The organism is Polaromonas sp. AET17H-212, assembly GCF_002379085.1.
In the GTDB taxonomy this organism is placed as follows: Bacteria; Pseudomonadota; Gammaproteobacteria; order Burkholderiales; family Burkholderiaceae_C; genus Polaromonas.
Genome location: NZ_NBZW01000004.1, coordinates 155,161 through 179,076, shown reverse-complemented (window position 1 = coordinate 179,076; position 23,916 = coordinate 155,161). Strand labels below are relative to the sequence as shown.

Annotated in this window: 19 protein-coding genes; 5 read left to right on the top strand and 14 right to left on the bottom strand. The window is 56.9% G+C overall.

The window, feature by feature from the left end; translation table 11 throughout:
- A partial coding sequence (locus B7G53_RS06140) for a type II toxin-antitoxin system VapC family toxin (RefSeq protein WP_141396299.1) occupies nt 1-372 on the top strand: 372 nt, incomplete at its 5' end.
- 733 nt (nt 373-1,105) lie between these two features.
- Here B7G53_RS06140 and B7G53_RS06135 read toward each other — a convergent pair.
- Nucleotides 1,106-3,868 carry a hypothetical protein gene (locus tag B7G53_RS06135; protein WP_096665090.1) on the bottom strand — a complete coding sequence of 921 codons (2,763 nt, stop codon included), beginning with the start codon at nt 3,866-3,868 and terminating at the stop codon, nt 1,106-1,108.
- The gene (locus B7G53_RS06130) at nt 3,849-5,150 is read right to left on the bottom strand and encodes a hypothetical protein (RefSeq protein ID WP_096665087.1); all 1,302 of its coding nucleotides are present in this window, start codon (nt 5,148-5,150) and stop codon (nt 3,849-3,851) included. Before B7G53_RS06130 ends, B7G53_RS06135 begins: the two co-directional genes overlap by 20 nt.
- Before the next feature lie 2,311 nt (nt 5,151-7,461).
- On the opposite strand from B7G53_RS06130, the gene B7G53_RS06120 reads away from it, so the two are divergent.
- Entirely contained in the window at nt 7,462-11,205 is a 3,744-nt protein-coding gene (locus tag B7G53_RS06120) for an ATP-binding protein (protein WP_096665081.1), read from the top strand.
- A gap of 303 nt (nt 11,206-11,508) precedes the next feature.
- Here the strand turns inward: B7G53_RS06120 and B7G53_RS06115 are convergent, their stop codons facing one another.
- The 4 genes from B7G53_RS06115 to B7G53_RS06100 all read right to left on the bottom strand — a co-directional run bounded on the left by B7G53_RS06115 (nt 11,509) and on the right by B7G53_RS06100 (nt 13,306).
- Nucleotides 11,509-12,123, bottom strand: coding sequence for a BRCT domain-containing protein (locus B7G53_RS06115; protein WP_096665078.1), 615 nt, complete (start codon nt 12,121-12,123; stop codon nt 11,509-11,511).
- A 9-nt stretch (nt 12,124-12,132) separates the two neighbouring features.
- Nucleotides 12,133-12,498: a hypothetical protein gene (locus tag B7G53_RS06110; protein ID WP_096665075.1), complete on the bottom strand. Its 366-nt coding sequence runs from the start codon at nt 12,496-12,498 to the stop codon at nt 12,133-12,135.
- A gap of 98 nt (nt 12,499-12,596) precedes the next feature.
- A complete protein-coding gene (locus B7G53_RS06105; protein ID WP_096665073.1) occupies nt 12,597-12,926 on the bottom strand; it encodes a helix-turn-helix domain-containing protein in 330 nt (109 codons plus the stop codon).
- Nucleotides 12,923-13,306, bottom strand: a complete 384-nt coding sequence (locus tag B7G53_RS06100; protein WP_096665062.1) for a type II toxin-antitoxin system RelE/ParE family toxin — start codon at nt 13,304-13,306, stop codon at nt 12,923-12,925. Before B7G53_RS06100 ends, B7G53_RS06105 begins: the two co-directional genes overlap by 4 nt.
- 893 nt (nt 13,307-14,199) lie before the next feature.
- Between B7G53_RS06100 and B7G53_RS06085 the strand changes: the two genes are divergently transcribed.
- Complete coding sequence (locus B7G53_RS06085; protein WP_096665056.1) at nt 14,200-14,649, top strand: helix-turn-helix domain-containing protein; 450 nt, start codon at nt 14,200-14,202, stop codon at nt 14,647-14,649.
- A gap of 83 nt (nt 14,650-14,732) precedes the next feature.
- Here B7G53_RS06085 and B7G53_RS06080 read toward each other — a convergent pair whose 3' ends face one another.
- The gene (locus tag B7G53_RS06080; protein WP_096665053.1) at nt 14,733-15,674 is read right to left on the bottom strand and encodes an AraC family transcriptional regulator; all 942 of its coding nucleotides are present in this window, start codon (nt 15,672-15,674) and stop codon (nt 14,733-14,735) included.
- Nucleotides 15,675-15,771: 97 nt separating this feature from the next.
- On the opposite strand from B7G53_RS06080, the gene B7G53_RS06075 reads away from it, so the two are divergent.
- The gene (locus B7G53_RS06075) at nt 15,772-16,509 is read left to right on the top strand and encodes an SDR family oxidoreductase (protein ID WP_096665050.1); all 738 of its coding nucleotides are present in this window, start codon (nt 15,772-15,774) and stop codon (nt 16,507-16,509) included.
- 155 nt (nt 16,510-16,664) lie between these two features.
- Here the strand turns inward: B7G53_RS06075 and B7G53_RS06070 are convergent, their stop codons facing one another.
- From B7G53_RS06070 to B7G53_RS06055, 4 genes are all read right to left on the bottom strand, one after another.
- The gene (locus B7G53_RS06070; RefSeq protein ID WP_096665047.1) at nt 16,665-18,659 is read right to left on the bottom strand and encodes a DUF3732 domain-containing protein; all 1,995 of its coding nucleotides are present in this window, start codon (nt 18,657-18,659) and stop codon (nt 16,665-16,667) included.
- Entirely contained in the window at nt 18,659-19,153 is a 495-nt protein-coding gene (locus B7G53_RS06065; protein ID WP_096665044.1) for a three component ABC system middle component, read from the bottom strand. The genes B7G53_RS06070 and B7G53_RS06065 overlap by 1 nt, the downstream gene beginning before the upstream one ends.
- 2 nt (nt 19,154-19,155) lie before the next feature.
- Nucleotides 19,156-20,364: an ABC-three component system protein gene (locus tag B7G53_RS06060; protein ID WP_096665041.1), complete on the bottom strand. Its 1,209-nt coding sequence runs from the start codon at nt 20,362-20,364 to the stop codon at nt 19,156-19,158.
- Nucleotides 20,365-20,596: 232 nt separating this feature from the next.
- Nucleotides 20,597-20,899 carry a hypothetical protein gene (locus B7G53_RS06055; protein ID WP_141396298.1) on the bottom strand — a complete coding sequence of 101 codons (303 nt, stop codon included), beginning with the start codon at nt 20,897-20,899 and terminating at the stop codon, nt 20,597-20,599.
- Nucleotides 20,900-21,060: 161 nt separating this feature from the next.
- On the opposite strand from B7G53_RS06055, the gene B7G53_RS06050 reads away from it, so the two are divergent.
- Nucleotides 21,061-21,843, top strand: coding sequence for a hypothetical protein (locus B7G53_RS06050; RefSeq protein ID WP_096665035.1), 783 nt, complete (start codon nt 21,061-21,063; stop codon nt 21,841-21,843).
- A 233-nt stretch (nt 21,844-22,076) separates the two neighbouring features.
- Here the strand turns inward: B7G53_RS06050 and B7G53_RS06045 are convergent, their stop codons facing one another.
- The 3 genes from B7G53_RS06045 to B7G53_RS06035 all read right to left on the bottom strand — a co-directional run bounded on the left by B7G53_RS06045 (nt 22,077) and on the right by B7G53_RS06035 (nt 23,788).
- Nucleotides 22,077-22,583 carry a helix-turn-helix domain-containing protein gene (locus B7G53_RS06045; protein ID WP_176491297.1) on the bottom strand — a complete coding sequence of 169 codons (507 nt, stop codon included), beginning with the start codon at nt 22,581-22,583 and terminating at the stop codon, nt 22,077-22,079.
- A gap of 91 nt (nt 22,584-22,674) precedes the next feature.
- On the bottom strand, nt 22,675-23,430 hold the full coding sequence (locus B7G53_RS22815) for a hypothetical protein (RefSeq protein ID WP_176491296.1): 756 nt from the start codon (nt 23,428-23,430) through the stop codon (nt 22,675-22,677).
- Nucleotides 23,411-23,788 (bottom strand): DUF2384 domain-containing protein, encoded by a 378-nt coding sequence (locus tag B7G53_RS06035; RefSeq protein ID WP_096665028.1) that lies wholly within the window; start codon nt 23,786-23,788, stop codon nt 23,411-23,413. The genes B7G53_RS22815 and B7G53_RS06035 overlap by 20 nt, the downstream gene beginning before the upstream one ends.
- Between the last annotated feature and the right edge of the window lie 128 nt (nt 23,789-23,916).

Sequence of the window (23,916 nt, the reverse complement as noted above, 5' to 3'; positions counted from 1 at the left end):
GGCAAGCCCCATCAATCTGCCGAGGTGCGGGCCTGGGCCGCAGGGCAGCCGAGCAGCAAGCTTTTCCTGTCCGCCATCACCCTCCTTGAGTTGGAAATAGGCATCCAGGCGCTGGAGCGACGCATGCCGCCTCAGGGTAGTGCGCTGCGAACCTGGCTTACTGGAGTGCGTGTGGCGTTCGCTGGCCGAATCCTGCCATTCACCGAGAACACCGCGCCGGTATGCGCTTCATTGCATGTACCCGATCCACGCTCAGAGCGTGACGCAATGATCGCTGCAACGGCGATTGAGCACAGCTTTACAGTGGTGACACGCAACGTGTCAGACTTTGTCGATACGGGCGTAGCGCTCGTAAACCCTTGGCTTACGTGAGCAATGGCAATCGTACCGTGGTATGTAATACGAAATTTCATACCACCGGCGTCTCAACAGCAAGTGGTAGATATTGACTTGTCACATTGGATAATGGTGAGTTATCAAATGTGAGTTGGTTGAGTTCACAAAAACCCAAGCATGGACAAGGACTTAAGCTTGTTTCTGCGGTTTTTTACATGAATCCCTGCCGACCCTCGGGATGCGCCGAACTGTGCCGAAAAGCTCCATGCTCGACTCGATCGCCTGCGATGCGGTCGATGCTCGGCAACCAGTTGGCACCCAGAACGCATTAAACGCTGAGAGCACGACTAACGCCGAAAAAATGCACGCCTTCAAAGCAGCGTTCCTAAAGGATCGAAGTTGTTGTGTGCACTGCGACATTCGGCGTGATCAACTCGTGTCATACCTAGCGCCGGTCTTGTTACTTTTCGCCGAAAGAAGTCGACGGCCTTCTCCGAGCGTTGCCATACCTTAAAGCGGTCTCTATCGATAGACGGCTTCTAGCCGCATTCTGCCATCTAAGCAAATGTTTATTGCTTGACCGATAGAACCGAGTCGCTCTGCCGTGTAAGTCAGTAGTCAACATGGTCAAGACCAGAACTTTTAGGGCTGCTGGTCAACGATTACCGGCACAGATGATCAAGTTAGACCGGAATAGGCACCAAGCAGCGGTATGGGCGACAAGAACCCCTAACTCTCAAAACCTCAACAGTGAGCCAAGGTGCGTCGATCAAGCTTGCACCGCCTGTTTCCAGCGATCCAACAGCGGCGCCAAGGTAAGCGACAGTTCGCGATTCTCGCCGATACGCGCCTTGTAGTCTTCCAACTCCTGGATCAGACTCGTCAAGTGATCGACATCCCGTGGAGAAATCGACGCAAACACAGCGGCATCGACCTGCCGAGGTCCATGACGGAGCGTATTTTTGAAAAGATCTGTTGTAAAGCGCCGGTCCGCATTGCCCTGCAAGGCTGATAATCGTCTGCCGATCGCCGCATAGAAAGCCCCACGAGATTCAGTTGACATGAATTCCACGTCAATATCCCCTCGTGCCCCGCTCGCATGTCTTGTCGCAAATGCAAGTGATATGCCATCACTGAGTTGCTTCTGAGCCCTCGCTGCTTCAAGCGTTGCCACCATGGCCTCTGACTGGCCTACGGACTCTGCGAGTTCGAGTGACGCAATGACCCAATTGTGCACGATAGCGGGTTCTGCGGCCTGCTTGCGCAAAATTGCGAGGGGCGCAAATATCGATGGATGCTCAATCGCCGTATGCCAGACCCTTTGTAGCTGTCCAGATAACTCGGCGAGCGAACGATCAAAATCTTCGACCGGCATACCTGATTCTCTGCATATATCAGTGCGGTATGCAACTAGGTACCTGACTGGCGTGTACGCCGGGCCGAAACTCAACGCAGACTTGCCATTCACCCCTGAATCGAGAATCTTGCCCAAAATTTCAAGCACGAGGGCAATTGCCTCCTTCCCGGCCACTCTTGGAGCAACCAGTAACGCCATCATGTTATTTACGGCGTTGCTCGAATTGATCGCAGAAGCCTTCTCAAGTGCCTGTTTGACTAGCGGTTTGTATTGATCTTCGACGCCCTGGGCATGCAACAAGACGGGAGGATAACGATTTAGTGCAAAGATGATATCGGCGGCGTATGTTCCATCGCTGTCGCCACCGTTGAATTTGAGGACTTCCCGCACCATTTCGCTACCGAGTTCGCCGTCACGGACAGCGAGGTCCCCAACGCACTCTTCACCGAGCAGACGGATCGCTGGCTTCACAATCACCCAATTTCCATCTGATGGGTGTGTATTCCTCAGCAGCGCCACTGCAGCGCCTACCACGTGCTTGAGACCTTCATCTGTAAAGACAGGAGCGCACTCCGCTGCCAGCCGCAATGCGATGTCCTCCCCCGTCCAGTAACCGGTGCCGCCGATACGCCGAGCAAGAACACTCGCCAATTCATCTCGGATACCAAAGCGAAATTCAGGACGACGTTTACAAACATCAAGAACGGCCTCAAAGCATGTCTGGAAGTCAGCGTCATCCTTGCGAAAATTGGAGTTCGAATCTGAGCCGAGGCGGATTAGGTACTCAAGCATCAAAGTAGCAAGAGTGCCACGTCCCGCACCAATATTGCGTGCCCATTCGGCAAAAAGCGCTATGGCGACAGCTCGACGATGCTTGCGCACACCCGCATGAGCCTCTGCGTGGTGAATGACAAATTGACACAACGTGTCATCCACGCACGCGTCAAGCAAATCCTCGGACCATCGCACTTCCTTCGCCCAATTCGAGCTTTCACCCTCAATGAGCAAGCTGATAGCGAGCTTGAATGTCGCAGCATCGTAAGATTTACGCGACATCAAATCGTCGATCAGGCAGGACGCGAAATGCCCCTTGGTCGTTTTGCTCGCTGTAAGTAGACCAAGCGCAGTCTGGCGGCGGAGCGTCGACCAAAACCAGGCCTCTGCTGTGGAGAACTTCTTTGCCCTCCACGACGCGAACGCGTTCTCAGTCGTATGCGCCCCAGCGAGCAGTGGAGCAATCAGTGTTGCGCTGCGTGTATCTTCTTGAAAGATATCGTCACTCGAACGAACCCGGGCGACGTATTCGTCTATTCCGGCATTAGCTAACACCATCATCTGCTCGCCAAGAGGATCGTTCAGCAGATCCGCCAGCATTTTTTGCCCCGTCCCGTACCCATCAGTGATAGTCGCAGAGGCGGCCAGCGATTGATTGATCGAAGCCCTCATTGTCAAAGCAAAGTCGCTCAGCTTATCTGGCTCTGCAAGCTTCTCGAGTTCTGCCTTCGCCTGCTCATATAGGCTTGCAGCCATCTTCCACCGATCTCGATCACAGAAAAGGTCACCAAGATGTTTAAGCGTCGCAATCCGGAGGTGAGAGCTGACGTCGGTCAGAACCATATCTATATCTTTGAGAAAATAGTCGATCTCTGATGCACTCGATTTGTCCAAATGGAGAGCGCATACTGAAATTGCTTCGTACACTGCTTTCAACTCAGCCTGAACGTACTCATCCTTCGGAAGTGCTTTGATATCGGAAAGCAGGTCGCACCCTCCCAGATTGAACGCGAACTGCAGCGCCGTAAGCGGGAGTGCTGCCTCTTTCTGTAACGGCTCATTTGCGAACCATGTCTCTTCGTCGTTCTGCCATACGATTCGCTGCACGTACTGTTGCAGATGGCTGGCTAGTTGCGTAGAACAAACTCTCGGACGGACAAGCCAGGTTTCCATAGAGGCGTTACCACCCCCGAGCCGCTCGTCGACAAGGTCTTCGAGCGAAAGTCGACCACCACTCATTCCATGGACCATCGTCGCACATAGCGAGCGAATACTCGAAGCGGGCAAGAAATGCCTCAGGGCGATCCAGGGCAACCAGTTGCTCTCAAACTTCATGACAGATACCAATAGGGGGTCCGTGACCATTTTCAAAATCCCTTGTTTAGCCCTGCTCAGTGGCATTCATTGTCTCATCGCGTACCGCGCGCACATCGAGCTTCGTCAGGCCAGGAAACCTTCCACCGACCGGGTTGTCTCGAACCAGGCGCGGCAGGGTAAAACCCAGGGCCCTTGCGACATGCGGTGCCGATTCACTCACGTCATCAAGACAAACAAGGTTAGGACGATTTTTACTGTCCTTGGATGCGGCGCCGTTATCCGCGCTGTCTATTCCGAATCCGGCAACGCATTTCCATCCGTCCGCCGAATCGTATTCATGTTTCCCATAAGACCACATTGACACTCCCTCTGGATATGAACCTGCAGGAAATGGAACGGGCATACAAGCACCGGACAATCCGCCCTTTTGAGGGCCTATTTCATCAAAATTTGCCATGACAAAGCTCGCAAAATGATGCCTGAAGCAATCGTCCCGCTTTCCAGCGTCCAAAAACGCCGACTCGAATTCGGGCTTCCATCGTCGCCGCTTTCCTTTCCCATGAGCAACCTCGCCAACCGGTGTGCACAACGATAACGACACGATGTCGACATGATCTGCGGGAAGCTTCGGAAAATGAGCCGCGCTGCTATCGACGAATGCCCTGATAGGATTTGGAATCATCGAATCAGTCGGCAATGACAAGGCGTCAGAACAAATCAAAGGCTGAATCGTGACAGACATATATCTGCTGTTCGGTGGAACGAGCGTCACCAAGCTGAGCAGGTTGGCTTCTGTCATGTGGGCATCGGTTAGCGCGCTATATTCAACGCCAGCGCGAACCGCTTTGGGATGGAGGCATACCCGCACGCCACCCTTGGGTTCGACCAAAAACATGCAACCCAGATTGAAGTGGCTTCCACGTTTCTGCGTCTTAAACCACGCTTCAAAACCATTGAGATCATCTGTGTGTAGACCTTGAATGCCTTTGAGCTCCTTCAGCAAGCTCTCGATGTCTTGAAGGGAAAACAAGTGATTGGTGTTTTCCAAGTCGGGTCGCAACCCGACGTGCACACAGCACTGAAAGCCCAGCCGTGCAAACCCCTCCATCGCCCGGACGAGATCCTCGGCCGCCAGAAATGCTTCTGGGAAAACAATTAAATCTGCCTCTACAGGTTCGCGAATGGCGGCAGAGACATCACCCACTACGGCCTGGCCAGAGGCCGTATCGAAGAAGTCACGCAACACCGCATCGAACACTTCGCCGTGTCCTTTCGGCGCGTAAGCCTTCGGCTCGACTACGTAGATGCGAAATTGACGGCTTGAACGCTCGAAGGACCATTGCAACCAGTTTGTTTCGAAGGTCATCTTGGATTGTATTCTCTCGGGCTTGTGCAACGCGAGCAGCTGCGAGGCATGCCCATTCTATCGATCTAGTCATAAATTCGACGCGCAATACACGCTCCGCTCACAACGCGGGCCGAAGACGATCAGGCTGCCGACTGCGCCGCGTGTGGCCGCTTCGGAGTATGTCGGTAACCCGTTGATGAAGAACTTGGCCTGCCAGCCAATCTGGCGCCCGTCCGCGTGAGTGCGGTAGCACTCCAAGCCCTGGTCCGCCCCGGGCCCTTTGCGAACGAACCGTGAGCCTTCGGCCGGGTCCTCCAAGGCAGCCAGCTGACAGCAGAGCTCTTCAAAGCCACCCATCTGGGTGCGCTGGTGTTCTCGAATGCCAGTGAAATCCAAGCGCAACGCCAACTTAGCCTCCAAAGTGTGTGTGCAGTTCAGCTCCCGGCAAACTTCGCAACCCGCTGACTTTAACGGATGATGTCTTGGTCATCCTACCTTCCAAACAATTTGTTCGACGCCACCGACAGCAACGACGTCTTGTGATAACGACTCCTATGGTGATAATCATCATCTCGCCCTTTTTCAAGTGAATTGATGAAATGCTCGGACTTCCCATCGCAACACTTAATACTGTTTGCCATATGCGGATACAACGCCGGTTACCCCGGCGGGGTAGTTTCTTTCCGCTGCGCGCTATGGCCGCAGTTCAACACGCTCTGGGATTGTGAGTGGCGCAATGAGCTTGACCGTTCCTGAAAGCATGGACTCCGGGAAGAACCTCTGCCCCGATCTTCGAGCGGGTGATAAATGCTTTCGGGTTCAGCGGTACAACGAGGGTAAGTTTGACCAGCTTTTCCATGAGCATGTTCCGTCACATCGGTTGTCTCTGGAGTCTGAGCTTGAGGTTCTACGCGGTTTAGCCGGTTACTACGCGGGCTGGGAGGGAACATTTATCCTGCATTCGCGCCTGAATAGCAGGCCCGGTGGGCCGTCGCGTTACCCTGTCCTCATGCACCATGTTTCCTATCCCGAAGGGGGTGTCATCCGTCGCACTGTTAGTGCTGGCTCAGCCTCGGCGTGGTCGGATGCCGTTCTCTCTCGGGAGAATTTTCGTCAGCATGCGACGGGCTCAGAACCACAAGAGCGATGACGACTCGCTGTGGAAAACCGCGCATAAACCATGCCCCGAACAGAATTCTCTCAACCAGCAAAGGAAACTCTTGCACGTAGGGTGGCCTACCACTGCTCGAATCCAACATGCCGGGCACTCACGTGCGGACCACACTCGGAGCCCTCGCGATTCGTGAACATTGGTGTCGCTAGCCATATAACGGCGGCCTCCCCTGGAGGTCCAAGATTCGAACCGTCACTCACACGGTTCGAGCGCGCGTCCACCGACAAGGGGATTTGGCTCTGCCAAAGTTGCGCAAAACTAATCGACAGTGACACTACTCAGTACACCGTAAGTGCCCTTGCAGAATGGAGGGTATTAGCAGAGCAACGTACGACCCGCGAACTTGCTGGCATTCCCGGTTCCGAGTTTTTCCCGCAAGCGGCATCTGAAACTCATACACCGATCCCCAGAATTGCGCACCTAACCTACGACGAAGCTCGAGAACTCCTTGTAAGTTCAGGTTGGCAGCCGTGTTTGAGCCATTGGAGTCACGGCAGTAACTTCGACATGCAGTACGGTAATGGCCAGTACTTCTGGAACAAGGGATATCACGAAATCCGCCATGCATCCGGAACAGGTCTAGCAATGTGCTCTTTTGGCTTTCAGGATGTCTACGGCCACAGGCTTGTAGTCGTTACGGCTGGAGAGGTCGTAGAGGAAATGAACGCCAACGCAGTTGTGTGGCGATGGTACTTTGAGTCCAATGATGGTGATGCCTAAGCGCTTGATTGGACACCCCTCAGCTAAACGATCAATCGGGTTGCGGTCCGTTTTGCAGGCCGCCTCTGATTGCCAACTTCCGCTTCGGGCCCACTGCAGACCTTGAAATCGCCAATCTTGCTACCGCAAAGCGGTCGCTAGCGTTTGATTTTTCGGTGAAAGTGAGCCGCAAGTAAAGCACTGATAAGCAGGCTGGTCTGCGACATTCGGCCGTGAGCGGCGGATGACGGCGACCTCCGCAAGTTGTCATCTGGCCTAGCGAGGGCTGACGGTCGCTTAGCATCCCGGACCAGTCATTCAGCCGCGCTCATAATTAGAAAAAGTTTGATCGGCCGGAAGAATAAACAGCGCCGCAGGCGCCGTCACACAGGGAGGTCTGATTTGTCGACAAGAGCCGGGTCTCACGCCGGAAGAGGATTCCGATATCAGGACGCTGTGGCGGTGCACCTCTCCGTGCAAGGGTTCGTTGGTCAATCGGAGTACGGGGTGGTCGTGCCGGAAGGAGGCGACGACCTTGAACTGAGAACGAGCGACTCTAGAACCCTGGCGCAAGTTAAGTCGCGTCGTGACCACCTTGGCCCGTTCACCGCCCGTGCGGCTGCCACCTTCGTCAAGAAGATGTGGGACGCGAAGGGTGTGGCCCCTGATGACCACTTCCTGCTGGTGCTTGAAAGCAATGTCGGCGAACGACGCAGCGCGGTTGAGCAGCTTCAATATCTGTCCGCCTACCCAAACGTTGTTGCTGAGTTGAAGGGCCGCAAGTCGCTCGCGACGATGGTCGGGAGAACCAAAATTCTCGTGCTACCGGATCCTCGGTCCGGTGCGATTAGCCTAATCTCGCCTCGTCAAGGCTGCACGCACTTTGAGGCCGAGATCTATTTTTCGGACCTCTTGAGCCTGGTGGGACGAGTCTCTGACGACAACGGCATGCGTGCGCAAGGGACGTTCCAGGGCATTGCCGTGTCCGACGTCCAGCATCGCCTAGACGCGGTGCAGCCCCTGTTGACCGCCGCAGTCGTCGAAGCGGCGCTGACAGCAGGCTATTGCGAAGCGGTTGACTTCCTCACACCGGACGAGGACCCACTCTTCTATCTTGGCGTCGATGCACAGGCCTCGCATGTCGCTGCAGGGCTTGTCGTTGAGCGCCCAGAGCTGCGCTCGGCAGTTCTGGCCGGCTTAGAGGGGCGACGCAACGCGCTCATTCACGGTGCCTCGGGCTCCGGGAAGTCTGCGGTCCTTTGGGAGGCCGCCTACGCCAGCCGCCATGCGGTCCGTTGGTTTCGAGTTCGTCAACTGCCACCGACCGCAGTGCCGTCGCTGCTGCAGCTAGCCCGCTCCAGGCGGGCAACAGCCGACGCGCCGGTGGGATTCATCGTCGATGACGTGGGAAGAGGGTTCTCGGACGGCTGGACGGCACTGGCTGCAGAGGTTAGCCGTAATCCTGGGCTGCTATTGCTGGCGTCCGTGAGAGAGGAAGACCGATATCCGCTGGTGGATAGCCATCGCGCCGCGCAGGTGAAGGTTCTGGGTGACGACACCCTGGCTGAACGGGTGTGGCGGGAACTGCGGGATAGGGGGCAAACCTCTTGGCAAGGCTGGAGAGAGCCTTGGAACCTGGCCACTGGGCACTTGCTTGAGTACACACACGTGCTCACTCAGGGGCGCCGATTGAGCGAAACGCTGCACACTCAGGTTGCAGTCAGGATGAACGACTTCGCTCGACACGATGAACTGGACGTTTTGAGGGTCGTGGCGTGCGCGAACGCAACCGGCTGCAGTGCCGAAATCGCGCAGTTGCCTCAGATCTTGGGCAAGCCCCCGTCGGCGGTGTCAAACGCGCTTACGAGGCTGAAGGATGAGCACTTGGTGCAGGATACAAGCGACGGGCGAATCGTTGGTCTGCACGAGCTGAGATCAACAAAACTGCTCCACCTGTCTCATGAGTTCCCGCCGCCGTTGTTGTCAGCGACCGCCGCATCGGCAACGTGGCTTGTTCCGACAGGTGAATTGGCTCGGTTCCTGGAGCGCACTCTCTCAAAGCATGATGGGTGCGACGAGGCAGTGCTTGAAGCTCTTGCGCTTCGTCTGGAAGCAGCGCCTACCCCGGCGTTGTTTAGCTCGACCCTGACAGGTTTGGACCGTGCAAACGCACATCGGGTCATCCGCTTGTGGCGGGAGAGCCCGGAAGCCCTGGCCGTGCCGAAGTCGCTGCAAGGGATGCCCGCCGGCCTTGCGATTGGAGAAGTTGAGCCCCCAGACATCGGACCGACGGTGCCGGCATGCCGTCGCTTCACGACGATTCGGTCTGAAGTTGTCGCCGCAGGCTTGACAGCCCGCTTCCTTGCGCGGTTAGCCCCGAGCGATCTGCGACGAGTTCTGGAGGCCGCTGTCGACGTTCGAGACTTGACCCAATGCCTTACGGCGCTGCTGGGCCAAGTCATTCCGTCGCAGCATCTATCGGAATTCGCCCGGCTGACCCCGCCGCTCACTGCTGCTAATTTTCCAGACGTGGTTTCGTTGCTTGAGGTGGCCGCGCGGGTCGATAGGCCCTTGGCGATAGGCTGGGTCGATGCCATCGGTCAGGCTGCCATGTTCCAGCGATTTTCCGAACACGTCTCTTGGGCTAACGTCCCGAGCCTGACCCCCTGTGAGGAGGGGCAAGAAGTTCGGTCCAACGTGTGGTTTGTTGCCACGTCTGTCCAGACTGACGTCAACAAAGAGGTGGTGCGGACGTGCGAAGTTCTACTGGCACTGACGCCAATCGCTGACGTGGTCTCGAGCGATGCGCTAGGCGCGGACGGCACAGTGTTTCGGTCTATGGTCGGAGACTACCCCCTTGTAAGCAAGAGAATACCCAGAGAAAACCTACCTTCGCCTGCACAGGTGACTCGCAATCGTGAATGGCTGGCCATACTCAATGCGCAGCTTGCTCTCGAGAGTTACACGGCTTACTTGGCGGAATGCCTTGATCTTATTCGGATCGTCAAACGGAACCTGAAGTTGTTACTAGATGGCCAGTTTAGGGGCAAGACAGAACCGGCCGCCATAGAAGCTTTGGGGCGCGTCTACGAGCGCAGTCAAATTTTGGTCGCACCGCAGGAGGAACAAACCGCAGACGAGCAGAAGAGGTGGTCCAGATTGCAGTCAATTCTGTCTGATTGCTCCACAAACCTCATCCGAAGGTTCTATGAGCTTCCAGAAGGTGCTCCCGCCTATCTGGGCTGGCTTGGCGACCTTCTGAAAAGCATCTCGACAGCTCAAGCAGAGGAGCCTTGGGAAGTGTTGTCGCCCGAGCCACCGAAGGAGTTGGGTGAGCTTTATCGCATCGTCGAAGCCTTTCAGGCAATGGCCGGTGAAGCGCATAGAAGAGGTCGTTCACCTTTCGTCACGCACCTTAGAAAAACTGCTACGAAAGGCACCGCGTTTGACAAGGCCGGACAGGCCGCATGCCAGTATCGCGAAGCTGAGTTCAGGGCTTTGGAGGCTAGGCTGAGGGCTGAGCTTTGTGCTGTCAGTGAAGGCATTGGTGTTCACCTGTTGGCCGACGCCGCGATACCCGCCGTATGGCCACCGGCTGACGTGCTGGTCACCGTGCCGTTGAATACCGATGGAACGACGGTCGTTGTGGCAGAGATTTGGCCAACTTGGCGCGCGGCCGTCGACGACGGTCGCAAGATTTGTATCCTGCCCGTTATGCACGGGCTCGGGTTGACGAATCTCGCCACGTATGGCTTCGACACGCTCTTTCCCGTGCTTCCTCCCGAGGAAGCGCAACCATGGTGTTCCATTGCGAGAGTAGGGGTGGCGCCGTTGGGGTTAGTGAATTCCTTCACTCGCCTCACGAACCCTTTAGCGGAGCTCCAGGGAATCGACGCCTACTGGAACAGCAAGAAGGGAAGGACGCCCGAAGAAGAGCGGACGTATCAGGCGGTCTTGGACACACTCGACAAGGCCAGAGCGGACTGGGGCAACCTAATGCTTCCAGATGATTTCAGGGAGGAGGGGCTGAACTTCATGGAGGCCGGTCTACGAGGTGAAATTCCTCTTGCAGATGCCGCCGCAAAGTTGCTGCAAGGCGAACGCACTTCCACAGTCGCACTCGTCGATACTTTTGTACAGAGCCTCACCCTGCTTGACTGCCTCATTGCCGCTCTTCCGCCGAACGATCATCTTGCTTAGGTGGGGATAAAACGCACTTGCCGATCCAGGTGTCGCGGCGCGCGAAAAACATACGGTGAGCAGACGTTCGTGAGCGTCCGCTCATGGCCGCATTCTGCCATCTAAGCAAATGTTTATTGCTTGACCGATAGATCCAAGTCGCTCTGCCGTGTAAGTCAGTAGTCCACATGGTCAAGACCAGAACTTTTAGGGCTGCTGGTCAACGAATACCGGCACAGATGGTCAAGTAGACCGGAATATGCACCTGCTTCGGTGGTGCGTTGCCGCGTGGGCTCGAGAATAAGTTGAAGATAAAACGCAGAATCATCCATGCAATGACCCGGCCCAGACGTCCTCGTGAACGATCAAGAGCGGAACACCTGCCTGTTTGTGCTGAATAGCTCTCTCGATTTTGGCGCCGAAGCTGCCATGCTTCCATTCTGGACTACCAAGGCCACCCACGACCAAACAGTGAAGTTTCTTCGTGACCCCTCCGATGGAGCCGCCGCGCAGTTCTATGGCTTTTTCGCAGTTCTTTCGGGGTCCAAACACAAAATCTCCGGTGAAGCAGAACATCTTTCCAGAGACTTCGACAGTGTCCACGCGGTCGAGCGGTAATTTGCTGACATAGCCTGCATCCGCAACCTCATCCAATTTCCCCCCAACCAACTGTCGGAGAGTCTCTGCGAGGTGATCACGCTCCTCCTCCGTGATGATGCCGTCCTCAAGGATAGCTGACACCTGGGCGCAGATAACCGTGCATGGCCAAGTAAGGGTCAGGGCTTGGGCCTCCTTCAGCCACCCGTGCAAGAACCTTATCTCTTGATCGTTGAGTTGTTCATCTGCCATCAATCCCTGAACTATGCCCACAAGTGCGCCACAAGAAGTTCGCAGTTCGTTTCGGAACGAGGCTGCTTGCCGCTGATAGATGTTTAGCATGTGTTTTCCTTAGACAGCGTTGGCGTACTTGTTCTGGTCCGAAGTGTAGGTAACGGGTACATTAGTTTTCGAGCACACGATGGTCACCTCTCTATTTGTGTCGATCTCTAGCTTTTCACCGCGTAACCCCTGCCACATGGCGAGATAGAAGTGGGTGCCGAACTTTTCGCCCTTGATCGGCTTGTCAACTCCCCCCTTCCACGGCAACACAGGCAGTTCTCCCGCAAGAGCGCGTACAGCCATCGAAGGGGTCTCTTGGCGCTTCTCCAGGCCGCGCTCCCAGCAGGCGATGATGCCTTTATCGGGGCCTTGCCAAAGTGCTTCCCAAGTTAACGCCGTGCGGGGTGCCTCGTCGAGTTGTCGGGTGATCTTCATGATGATGGCTTCTTGGGCGGGATGTCGGGGGGTAGTCGAAAAAAAATAGCGGGAAAATTCGAGTACGCCATCAAGCCTTCACAGAGGACAAGGTGGGCTCAAGCAAACTGCAGCTCGATTTTGCCGGCGCGCCGCCGCACGGGGCCGACCACGATCTTCACGTCGTGGCCCAGCCGGGCCACCAGTTCGAGCAGCTTGGCCTCGCTGACGCCGCGGAACTGGCCGCGGGTGATACGTGACACCTTGGACTGATCGATGCCCAGCAGCGTAGCTGCGTCTTCCTGCGTCAGGCGGCGCGCCTTGATCGCACGGGCAATCTCGCCGGCGAGCTGGGACTTGCGCTGCATCTCGGCCGCGTCGGTGTAACCCAGGTCGGCGTAGACATTGGTGCTGCCTTCTTCGATGGTGATTTCGTTGTGCTCATTCATTTGCGTGCTCCTTGCTGTGCCTGCCAGGCTTCGAAATCCCGCTTCGCGGCCTTCAGGCGGATGTTGATCAAATCCATGTCCGGTTTCGGCGTCGCGATGCCGCTTTTGGACTTCTTCTGGAAGCAGTGCAGGACATAGACCCAGCCGGCGAACTTGACGGTGTAGACGGCCCGATAGGTGTCGCCCTGGTGGTCCTCGACCACCTCCAGCACGCCGGCCGAACCGAAACCCGTCATGACCTTGGCATCCTGGTGCTTGCCGCCGGCCTGGGCCAGGTCGATGGCATGGCCAAAAACATCCTTGACATCGTCGGGCATCGCATTGAGGTCCCGCTTGGCGGAACCGACCCATTTGAGGGGTTTACGGGCTTGCTTCGACATTGCCTCAATTATGCCTGTTTGGACATATTCTCGTCAATTTGCCGAGGCCGGACTTTTGGCGGCAGGTGAATTTCTTCCGCACGGGCGCATAAACGCGCTTATGGCGCCAAATGACCCTTCACCGTCGCTCACGGCCACCACCTTGCCGTCCAATACGGCCGCAACCGCAACCGCAACCGCAACCGCAACCGCAACCGCAACCGCAACCGCAACCGCGGAAATGCCCAGTGCCAAAACCGAAACAGCAGGTCACGCCACACCCTGCGGTCAAAAAGCCGCGATGGCAGTCGTAAAGCGCCGGCCCTCATGAAAGGTGCACCAGGAACGCTCGCGCCGTGGTCGCAATGACCTTTCTTGCATTGGCAGCGACATCGCTGGAGGGACGCCTGACCGGGGCGGCTGGAAATGGCCAGGGTGGGTACCGCCGGATGTTGGGCGGCAGGGTGAACGGTACTACCGGCGCGCGCTGCTGCTGGGTATTAAATGCTTGCATGGGGTCGTCTCTGTCAGGTCTCATGGGCCAGCCATCCTACTGGACAACTGTATTTATGTACAGTATCATAAACACCATGGACGAGCTTTCCCCTTCCCAATGGGTTACCAGGTGTGCCGAGCGATTGCACGACCGCTGGCACACGGTGGAGCCTGCGCAACTGGAAGAAGTAGCGATGGAGCTCTGGCGCGATTCACACCTTCGAGCGCTGCCCCCTGCAGAGGCCGCAGCGTTGTGGCTCAGTCCTGTGGCTTGCCAGCAGTCCTAGCGCACACATCGCCGAGGCTGTAGACACAGCCGACAGCAGCTTGCAGCTGAGCCTCACAGCAGCCATCTGCCCACCAAGCCAGGCTGGCTCAGCGATTTATGATGGAACTTCCGTGGATACCAAACAGAAGTCATGCCCAATATCGCTACCATTCTGAAAACAGAAATCTCCCGTGTGGCCCGCAAGGAAGCCCGGGCCGACACCCAACAGCTGAAGAAGGCGTCCGCCCACTACCGCTCGGACATTGCCGCCTTGAAACGCCGAATCACCGCCCTCGAGCAACTCGTCGGTCGCCTGGGCAAGGCTGCTGCCAAAACAGCGCCGGCCGCCCCAGTCGAGCAGCCTGGGGGCGCCTTCCGGTTCAGCGCCAGCGGCCTGCAAGCGCAAAGAAAGCGGCTGGGCCTGTCGGCCTCGGAAGTGGCCCTTCTGCTGGGTGTATCTGATCAATCCGTCTACAAGTGGGAGAACGGCAAAACCCGGCCCCGGGCCAGCCAGTTTGCGTCGATCGCGGCCCTGCGAGGCTTGGGCAAGAAGGAAGCCGCAGCCCGATTGAACGAGTTGGCGGAGGTCGCCAGCGTTTGACCGCTTTGGGCCCGAAGCAGACATCGCTTCTCAGTACCCATGACTATCGACAAGTACATCGCTCCCGCAAACTCCTTATTGCTTTAGTTGGGACGGGGGTCTTCCACTTGATACGAGCGGTTTGATCTCGATCGCCCAGGGCTGCGACCCGTAGCCCGCTTGAACGCCGAGCTGAATGCAACATCGGATCCATAGCCTACGCTTTCAGCAATTCCAGAAAGGCTCATGTCGCTCGTCTTCAGCGCGAAGCTGGCCACAGCCATGCGCCAACCCGTAAGGTACGTTAGCGGCGGGACGCCGACCAATGCCTTAAATCGTTCTGAGAACGCGGTGCGAGACATGGCGACTGCGCAGGCGAGGTCATCGACCCTCCACTGACGGGCAATGTCCGCATGCATCAAGCCGAGGGCGGCGCCGATCTTCGGGTCCGCGAGGGCACCAAGCCAGCCGGGCGTCGGAATGCCCGAGCTTAAATGGGTGCGAAGGATTTGAACCAGCACCATGTTGGCGAGGCTTGCCGCAGCGATCGAGGCGCAGGGTTTTTCCGTCTGTGATTCAAGACGCAGCAACTCAAGTACCGCGCGTAGCGATGCGGCACTCTCCGAGGCAGCGGGCACGTGCACGACCGGTGGTAGGAGCGTCAACAACAGGTCGCTCGTGTCGTTTTCAAAGATGAATCGGCCACCCGACGCAGTGGTACGTTCTCCTTCGTTGCCGTAGCGAACGACGCCATCCGGGCCAACACATCTGGCCAGAACCACGCGACCATCGATGGGTTCGAGCGTCGGATCGCTTCCTGTGCAATACGATTGCCCACGCGTCAGCAGATAAAAGTCGCCCGCCTCAAGCCGCAGTGGCGGCATTCCGTCTTCAATCCAGAGCCAGAAGGATCCTTCGAGAACGCCGGCGAACTTGATGTGGCGAAGCCCGGTAAAGCGCAACGCCCAAGCCCCTCGCACCTCGAGGTGCGCCGCTACGACGCTCTCGACTCTGAGTAACGAGAAGACATCCGACAGCGGGTCCATTGAGTGCGTACGTTCGATGATGAATTCCGGCGGATCGATTCTGGTCCGATCAACGCTAAGCGCACATCATAGGGGATTCCATCACAAAAGGATTTTCATGCTTGGGATCAAAGACAAGGTCATCATCATCACGGGGGCCAGCAGCGGCATCGGCGAGGCCGCTGCGCTGTTGCTGGCAGCGCGCGGAGCAAAGGTCGTGCTGGGCGCCCGAGGCTTGGAGCGGCTTGCGACGCTCGCAGAGCGCATCACCAGCTCTGGCGGTGACGTCGCCTATGTGGCGACAGATGTGACGAGGCGAGGAGATGTGTCGAAGCTCGTTACGTTGGCACTGGAGCGTTACGGAAAACTCGACGTGTTGGTAAGCAACGCCGGCATCGGTCCGATTTCACCGCTGGATGACCTGCGCGTCGAGGACTGGGAAAGCATGGTCGACATCAACATCAAGGGCGTGCTCTACGGCATTGCCGCTGCGTTGCCGGTGTTTCGTTCGCAGGGTTTCGGGCAATTCGTCCATACAGCGTCGACGGCCGCGCATCGCATTGTCCCCAACATGGCGGTCTACTCGGCCACGAAGATGGCTGTGCGGGCCATCTCTGAAGGCTTGCGGCAGGAAGCGGGGGACAAGCTGCGGGTGACTGTGGTCTCGCCCGGTTTCACGCGAACCAACTTCGCCGAGTCCATGACGGTCCCGGCGTTGAAGGCCCAGACGCTCGCATCTATGGACAAGTTCGCTATTCCACCGGACGCTATCGCCAGAGCGATCGCGTTTGCGATCGAGCAACCTGCGGACGTGGATGTCGGTGAGATCATCGTGCGTCCTACCGCTCAGGGTTGAGAAGCAGCCCTTTGACGACGCGAACCGAAGATCGGTTCAGGGCCCGTTGCGGTCTTCCACTCCCTCATTCCGAGTGACTGCTTTGCAGCGGAGCGGACGCAGCGGTGGAGTCGCAGTCAAGGTTGTTGCGAACGCCGGCGACGCCCGGTTCGCCGCTATGTAGTTATCTCATTACCATCATCTTGTAACCACTTCATTGGTACGAGCTTGATGCCGTCGCGCCATTCTTTCAGACCGACGACTCCGGGTATGTTGCCCCAAAGGTCACGCGACGCGTGATCCAATACGATCACCTGAAGTTTACCCTTGGCCTGTAGCACCACCTTGCCCAAGACCTCGTAGGCCTTTTGCACAGCGTCGATGTCCTCGTCGCGCAACCGTAATTCCTGCTCTTCCTCGTCCGGACGTCGCACCACGTTCTTGGGAAAATAGACCTGGCTGGGCTGATCGAGCACTAAAAAGCCTGGCACTGGGCTGTTCGGCTGGGATAGATAAAACTGATGCAGCGCCAAAAGCATGGCTAGGTGGTAAGAAAGCCAGTTGGACCCGCTGCCGATCTCTGATAGGTAGTCGTCGCGGTCCGTGCCGCGGACTTTGATCGTAAGGTCGCTGATCTCCAGTGAGATGGGATCGTCTGGGTTCTCGATATCCAGAAAAGGCAAGAGCCTTCCGGCGTAGCTGTTGACGGCATTCAGTGCGCGGCGTTTGCGAGACTCAACATCCTGTGCCCGCAACTCAGCCTCCAGCCCTTGCACCCTCTCGCGCAGTTTACTCACCTCATCAACTAACCTGCTGTCGCTGCCCAGGCGCCGGTGCAGGTCCAGTGCAGCTTCGAGGTTCCCGACGAAGCGCTCCGCCTTCTTGGCCCCAAACTGCCTCTCACTGGCTTCCTTCGAGCGACCCGATAACGCCCGCTTGCGGATCTGGACCGAACGAAGGCGCTCCGTTGTCACGCCGACCTCAGTCATCACGCGCTGAAGTTCGCGATCAAAGGCTGCCGGCACCTCCTTATCCACGCCAGCCTCGGCTTCGACCTCCTGCAACCGAGCTGACAACACTTCAAGTTTGCTGCGGGCCGATGTCGTATGGCTGCCGCACATGGGGCAATCGGCGTCGCCGTCGGTGTGGCCGACCAGCCAGCTGGACAACTGTAGGCGGCCGCGCTGCAGGCCGATGGCCGCGTCGTACTGATCACCGCCCACGCGCATGCGGTTCATTTCTTCTAGCCGGTGCCGCAACGTGGTCAGCTCGCGCGACACCTCGCGCTCCTCGCGTTCCAGGTCAGTGAGCTCGCTCAACGCTTCGGAGATCGTCGCCGTGCTGACCGTGATTGTTAGGTCCGTCCGTGCGACAACCTCTTCCAGCAACTCAATCATCTGCCCCCGTGTGGACGGTTGCTCGGGCTTGGGTGTCAAGCCCAATTCCTGCGCCTCGCTGAACTTAGCGGTAAGGTCTGCCAGCCAGCGTGCCGATACTTCCTGCGCTTCCTTGAGTTCCCGCTCCTTACGTCGCAGTTCCGATTTGGTCCGCTGCAGATCGAACTGCTTGGCCATAAGACCAGGCGTCACGGCCCCCAGCACATAGGGGAAGATCTTGCGCAGCTTCTCTCGGTGCTCATAGGTGTTGGTCTTAAAGAACAACACGTCGGGGTTGGCAACGATGTTCTGCGGCTGGAACGTGAAGGCCGCTAAATCTCGAAAACTGGGTCGACCGTCGAAGCCCGTCGACTCCTCGCCCCCTGTGAAATCCAGCTTGGACAGTGCGGCGAGGTCGTCGAGCAGCCGCTTCACCGCGTCGGCGTTGGTGTTCTTGACGATGCGCTGGGGGATGTCGACGATGGTGTCGGCCTCCATCAGGAACATGTCGTCAGTGTTGCGCTGTGCGCCGGGCTCGCGCCGAGCCAGCAGCTTATCCCCTTGATCAGTCGCGACGATCACACCGAACCACTCGCAGTGCTTGCGGATAGTGTTGACGGGGATTGAGCAGGTGCTGGCGCCGAGGCAGTAGTCGATGATGGGGATAACCGCTGATTTGCCGGTCCGCGAGGCGCCGCTGATTACGTTGACCTTGCCTAGGTCGAAACGCAATCGACGAGGCTTGAAAGCTGGATTGCGCGGCCAGAGCAGGATCGCGCGGATCTGGAAGAACATCAGAGCCTCACCTTCAGTGTTGCCGTTACCTCGTGCAGGGTCAACTGGCCACACCAGGCACCGAGCTTTTCCGCATCGCTCATCAACTGCTTGACTTCATCGGGCAGGCCGCGCGCCTTAGTCTTGGACAGGGGCATGACCTCACCGGACTCGGAAAGATGAATCAGACTTCCGGCCGCGGCTAACTCGATCGACTGCATCGTCAGCGTACGCCAGCGCAGCGACCGCTCATGTATCTGAAGCAACAGGTCCTGCTTGGCGACCGCGCTTTCGCCAAACTTGGCCGCGAAGGCCCGCAGCCCCGAGCTAGGCCGGGTGCGACGCAATAACTCGGCGGTGGCCTGGTGCAGCACGATCGGCAGGACCACGAACAACGTGGGCAGCGCAGGCGCATCGCTCGTCGGATGGGTTGTCGTATAGGAGCAGCAGAAGCGCCAAAGGATGGCTGCGCCCAGCGCGGGGTTCTGTACGTTCTGAGCCTCCCTAGCCAGCATCTTCAGGCCGCTTTTTTGGACTTTAGCTTCCCCGCGAATTCGGGATGCCAGCCAATGGACAGGTCGTCAGCCAACCGGTGTAAGCAGCCCGGGATGAAGTGGTCAGGCGTCCCCTTTTGCTGCACGGCCACGTTCACGTCCATGCAGTCGGCATACAGCGCTAGACCCTGCTCGTCAAAGGCTTTGCCGCCATGTGCCACTTTGCAAGCAAGCCGCTTGTTCTTCCAAGTGCGTTTTAGGCTGGTGTCGAGCTCAACGAACGAGGTCGCATCTACGTCGCCGCTGGCGGCCCACTCCGTGCGGTCCGCGGCGGCCATCAAGTAGTCGCCCACCGCCTCGAGCTTGTCTTCGAACGGCAAACCGATCAGGTCAAGTTGCTGCACAAATACTCTCGGCATATGGCCTTCGGCCTCCTTGTCGCTAGGTCGCTTGGCATGACTTCGCAGCACCATGTCTCGGTCGACCTTTTGCACGTAAGCGGTGTACCAGGTATGGAACTCATCGCTTGTGATAATGGCCGGCTTGCCAGCCTCCAAGAATTCGTCGACGCGACGCTTGACGACGCCGCTCATGTGGTCCGCGATGTCGCGAATCTTGCTTTGCATGATGGGGTGCGTCTTAAGGATGGCTTCGACGTCTGCCTGAGGGCTACCCGAGGCGCACGTGAGCGTGAAGTTCTTGATGACCCGCACTACCAGAGCCGGGTCGGCAGTGAAGACTCTGTCGACATAGGGCGCGATCTCCGCGGCTACCTCGCTGCGCTTGGGATACTTCGGCGCCTTGCCCCATAGCGTGCTGCGCGCCAGCTGGAGAGCGACCTCCGCGGCGTCCAGTGTGGTGGCGACGGAAAAGGCATCAACCAGCGGCCCCGACACGGGGCGCGACACGTACATCTCGAAGACAGTGCGATCCGGATCGCATTCGCTCTCCATTGCCAGTGTGACCCAGTTCGACAAGGTCTTCCACAGCGACTTGGCCCGATCCGCCACTGGATTTGCCGTGAGCGCGCTCTTGCTTTGACCAAGCTTGACGCCTTTGGGGCCTTCCTCTGCGACGTCGTCCAGGTACTCCATGCTGCAGGCACTGCCAGGAGGAGCCTGCAGCAACATTTGCAATAGCCAGGTGTACTGAAGCCCGATGCCCAGCGCCTGGCCCGGGACTTCGGTCTTGCGTTTTCGTGGAGAGGTGCCTCTGCCCTTTGATGTTGTCATGTTGACCCCTTACACATAATAGCAACATCCTCTTACAAATGCATCGATAAAATTCGGAGCAACGAGTCTTCATCAACAGAAATCCAGTCAGATTCCGCAAAAATCTGTCCGATGGGGCTGGAGACCAGCATGCTTCGGATGAGCTACCGCCATACAACGCCGCAAGAGTGAGCACTACGATGGGGTCGCCCGGGAACAGCCCAAGCTGGCTGGTAAGCTGAAGTAAGTCTCGCTACAATTTGGCGCGTTTCTCTCTCGCGACGCCAGCGCCCAACAGCGGTAGCGTAAAGCCCAGGAACTGCGCGCGAAACGGCCAAGCCTCTTCGCGGTTTTCCGCAAAAATCTCACCGGTCTTATCCGCGTTTTCCAACAGAAACTCATCAGCACGCGCTATGCGGTAAAAGGCCTTGACCGCCTCGGCCTCCTTGTACGCGCAAGCGGTCTTCTCTCCCGGACTGTCGTGGCGGCCTCGCTCTCCCTCAATAATCGAGAGCAAAGGCGAAACCAGGTTGCCCTGCTCAGTGGAAGGACTCAATCCAAGAAGTATGGATATACTGGCAGCTGGCTTTCGGTCTAAGCCTGCTGCCCACAATAGCCAACTCAGAGAGAGACGACCTTGTTTCCGCGAATTCCATCGTCTGCGGAATCCGGCAGTGGGCACCGCTTGCTTTCCGCGTAACTACGCTGGAGTTCTAAGTGAAATTTATCCCGACCACAGTGGCCGACGTCGAGAAGTTGAAATCTCGGGCCAAAGTTCTCAAACGCAAGTTCAAAATCAAGCACCGTGAGGCTTTGGAAAAGGCTGCCCGTGAGGCTGGCTATCTTCATTGGCACCATGTGACCTTGTGCCAGCAAGAGTCAGACCGAAAAGCGCGGCACCTAACCGTGACTTTTCTTTGCGAAAGCATGACAAAGGATGCCTTGAAGGGCGAGACTCACTACCTTGCTTTCTTTGAACCAGTACCATTTGTCCTCCTTGCCAACGGCAAACAGACAGGGGCGCTTATCGCCAGCGAGTCGCCAGACTGCCTGATTCTCGTGGTCGAAGGGCAAGAGGTGAAATGGGCAATTGAAGGTGAGGGCGAAGACACAAAAATCGCCTGGAATGCCACCTATACCCTCGAAACTGATTGCTTGGTCGCCACAGACAAGGTGACGGGTGCTGTGCATCGAATCCCAGTCGATGAAGGCCTACTGCATGATCGCATCGCCCAGTCAACTAAAGAGGATGACGATGAGAAATTTGATCTAACTTTCCATGACCCTGAGAATCCAGACGCGCAAGCCATGTTTCGTCAGATATTCATGGGCGAAGGCTTGGAGCCCATTGATGACGCCAACAAAGCAATATTGACGGCTAAAGGTTATTCGGAAGAAATCATCAATGAGGCGATAGCGGCTGGCGCACAGTTCTCACGCCCGCGACAGTCAATGATCTATCCGATCATGAGCTCGGACGACATCGAAGAAGAAGCGTAAGGCACGCGCGCTGCAATTGTTATTTCTCCGCGATGGCTGTGGGCTCAGCCTGAGCCATCGCGTTCGTCATGCTTACTCGATCAAGGGTGCCGGATTGCACTCGCCAGCGGGTAGCGCAGGCCTTCGCTGGCGATCCCTGAATTTTTGCGAAAGGGACCTCCATGTGTGTACTGGGTCATCAACTATTGTGCTCTACAACTCAGCCTTCTAATAGTCTAGCGCGGCGGGATGCATCATTGCCAGATATCCCGAAGTAGGTGAGCGGCGTTTGCCATTTTTCGCATGTTCTTCCATATTTCATTACGACTGACGTCGTTTTCGTGGTGAAGCTGCTCAACTACGCCAGCAATCTGCGATATTGGCGCTTCATCTAGTAAGGTGAGAACATGATACGTATAGTCTGGTGGGTTGTTTGCAGTCAAAAATGCTGCACGTAAATCCTCTGCCCTTACTGGATTTTTGTAACTTACGCTTGCTGTGATCGCGGCCGCGTCTAGTGCAGATTTCACTCTTTCCATTTGGCGTCTGGTCGGCCGTGGGTTCGAAATGTGGACGTTCAGTCCCAGTTGTGCAGTAATTCGTATTGCCACTGCCCAATCAAGCTTTTCAATCGATCCGTTTTCCAGTTGCTCCACTGTAGTCGGCAATAGGCCACACAGTTCGGCAACGCGAGCCTGAGTTAAGCCCATGTCGGAACGGCGGGTACGAATGGCTGAGCCTATCTCTGCAAATTCATACATGGGAGCGGTAGAGGAGCCTGGGCGCGCGCCTCCACAGATGCAACACACCATCGATTTCGAGGATGAGTATCAAGTTACTCATAAACAGGAGCTACCACCGCACGCGCGAAATCTCTTCGTCCACCACGTCGAGGAATACGTCGGCCCTCTCCTCGGGCGTCAGCGTGTCATATTGAGGCGGCATACCGCCCAGCAGCATTTCAATAGCGGTCAGGCCGGCGTATATCTTTTGCGGGCTCCGCAGGAAACTCCAGAGCAAGGTCGAATTGACGTCGGCTTCTAGGTATTTCTGGATGGTTTGCTTCAACAGCGACTTGTCCAAACGTTCGTCGATCTGAAACGCAGGGTAGCGTCGCTCATCGACTCGCTTTGGCGACGAAAGGAAAATAAACTCGCCGGCGACCGCGCGCTCATAAATCGCCTCGGGCGTGCACTTTAGATGATCAGCCATCTCCTGGACTGTCAGCACACCGTATAGGTGCGCAAAGCGGCCGGGGTCCTGACTGTCGATGGTTGGTGGAGGACGCTCGGCAGTGGCCATAATTCTTCTCTGGGGCATTTGATCGATGCTCCAGGGAGACCGCACTCTAAGCCAAGTACCCAGGGTGGCACGCAAGCATGGCTCACATAAGTCGATTTCCACTCTATTCCCATCACCAAAAATCGAACTATAGCCCGCGTCAAAGCCAATGGACGTCATTTGTTCGAAATCGGACCCGGTGCGATGGACTTCTTTATCGCATCGATCACATCTGATTTGATTGACCACGCTGACAGGCTCAACACCTTTAAGCTGCATTGAATACTCCTCGCGAAATTGCAGATAGCTAGCCTGCAGCGCCGGCATGGAAAGAATCAATCAGACGGATAACGTCGTCCACCTGGCCAGCAGAAACCATTTGCTCCGCGGTTCTCTGGCCGAACATTGGAAGTGGTTCTGTTCGAAACCAATGCAACGATTTCGCCAGGTCACCACCCGAGACGTCATATGCCGCCTTAATGACGCGGAGATTGTTCCTAAGATACCGTTGGATATTGGCGGCATCCGGAGCCTTGGTGACCGCGCTCACTGGTACACCTGCGTTTCGAGCCAATGTTTTGGCGTCTATGCCGAGAGCACTGATGTACCGAGTTGGCGAAAGCATCGGCGCAAGCCCTGCCTCCTGCAGGTCTTCAATAAACTTGGCGTCGTGTTGGCTATCCATTGAGTATGCCTCCGACTAATTTCTGCTGAACGCGTTGAACTTCTACCATGCCGGACCCCAGAAGAGCTTAGATAATCGCGCCGTTCGGGATCGTGTTCATCAGTCAGCTTTTTCCTCGCACTGGCTTC

Excerpts from the sequence above, each read along its gene's own strand:
- B7G53_RS06135 (WP_096665090.1), bottom strand. The coding sequence starts at position 3,868 with ATGCCACTGAGCAGGGCTAAACAAGGGATTTTGAAAATGGTCACGGAC.
- B7G53_RS06130 (WP_096665087.1), bottom strand. The coding sequence starts at position 5,150 with ATGACCTTCGAAACAAACTGGTTGCAATGGTCCTTCGAGCGTTCAAGC.
- B7G53_RS06115 (WP_096665078.1), bottom strand. The coding sequence starts at position 12,123 with ATGCTAAACATCTATCAGCGGCAAGCAGCCTCGTTCCGAAACGAACTG.
- B7G53_RS06110 (WP_096665075.1), bottom strand. The coding sequence starts at position 12,498 with ATGAAGATCACCCGACAACTCGACGAGGCACCCCGCACGGCGTTAACT.
- B7G53_RS06105 (WP_096665073.1), bottom strand. The coding sequence starts at position 12,926 with ATGAATGAGCACAACGAAATCACCATCGAAGAAGGCAGCACCAATGTC.
- B7G53_RS06100 (WP_096665062.1), bottom strand. The coding sequence starts at position 13,306 with ATGTCGAAGCAAGCCCGTAAACCCCTCAAATGGGTCGGTTCCGCCAAG.
- B7G53_RS06085 (WP_096665056.1), top strand. The coding sequence starts at position 14,200 with ATGCCCAATATCGCTACCATTCTGAAAACAGAAATCTCCCGTGTGGCC.
- B7G53_RS06080 (WP_096665053.1), bottom strand. The coding sequence starts at position 15,674 with ATGGACCCGCTGTCGGATGTCTTCTCGTTACTCAGAGTCGAGAGCGTC.
- B7G53_RS06075 (WP_096665050.1), top strand. The coding sequence starts at position 15,772 with ATGCTTGGGATCAAAGACAAGGTCATCATCATCACGGGGGCCAGCAGC.
- B7G53_RS06070 (WP_096665047.1), bottom strand. The coding sequence starts at position 18,659 with ATGTTCTTCCAGATCCGCGCGATCCTGCTCTGGCCGCGCAATCCAGCT.
- B7G53_RS06065 (WP_096665044.1), bottom strand. The coding sequence starts at position 19,153 with ATGCTGGCTAGGGAGGCTCAGAACGTACAGAACCCCGCGCTGGGCGCA.
- B7G53_RS06060 (WP_096665041.1), bottom strand. The coding sequence starts at position 20,364 with ATGACAACATCAAAGGGCAGAGGCACCTCTCCACGAAAACGCAAGACC.
- B7G53_RS06045 (WP_176491297.1), bottom strand. The coding sequence starts at position 22,583 with ATGTATGAATTTGCAGAGATAGGCTCAGCCATTCGTACCCGCCGTTCC.
- B7G53_RS22815 (WP_176491296.1), bottom strand. The coding sequence starts at position 23,430 with ATGCCGGCGCTGCAGGCTAGCTATCTGCAATTTCGCGAGGAGTATTCA.
- B7G53_RS06035 (WP_096665028.1), bottom strand. The coding sequence starts at position 23,788 with ATGGATAGCCAACACGACGCCAAGTTTATTGAAGACCTGCAGGAGGCA.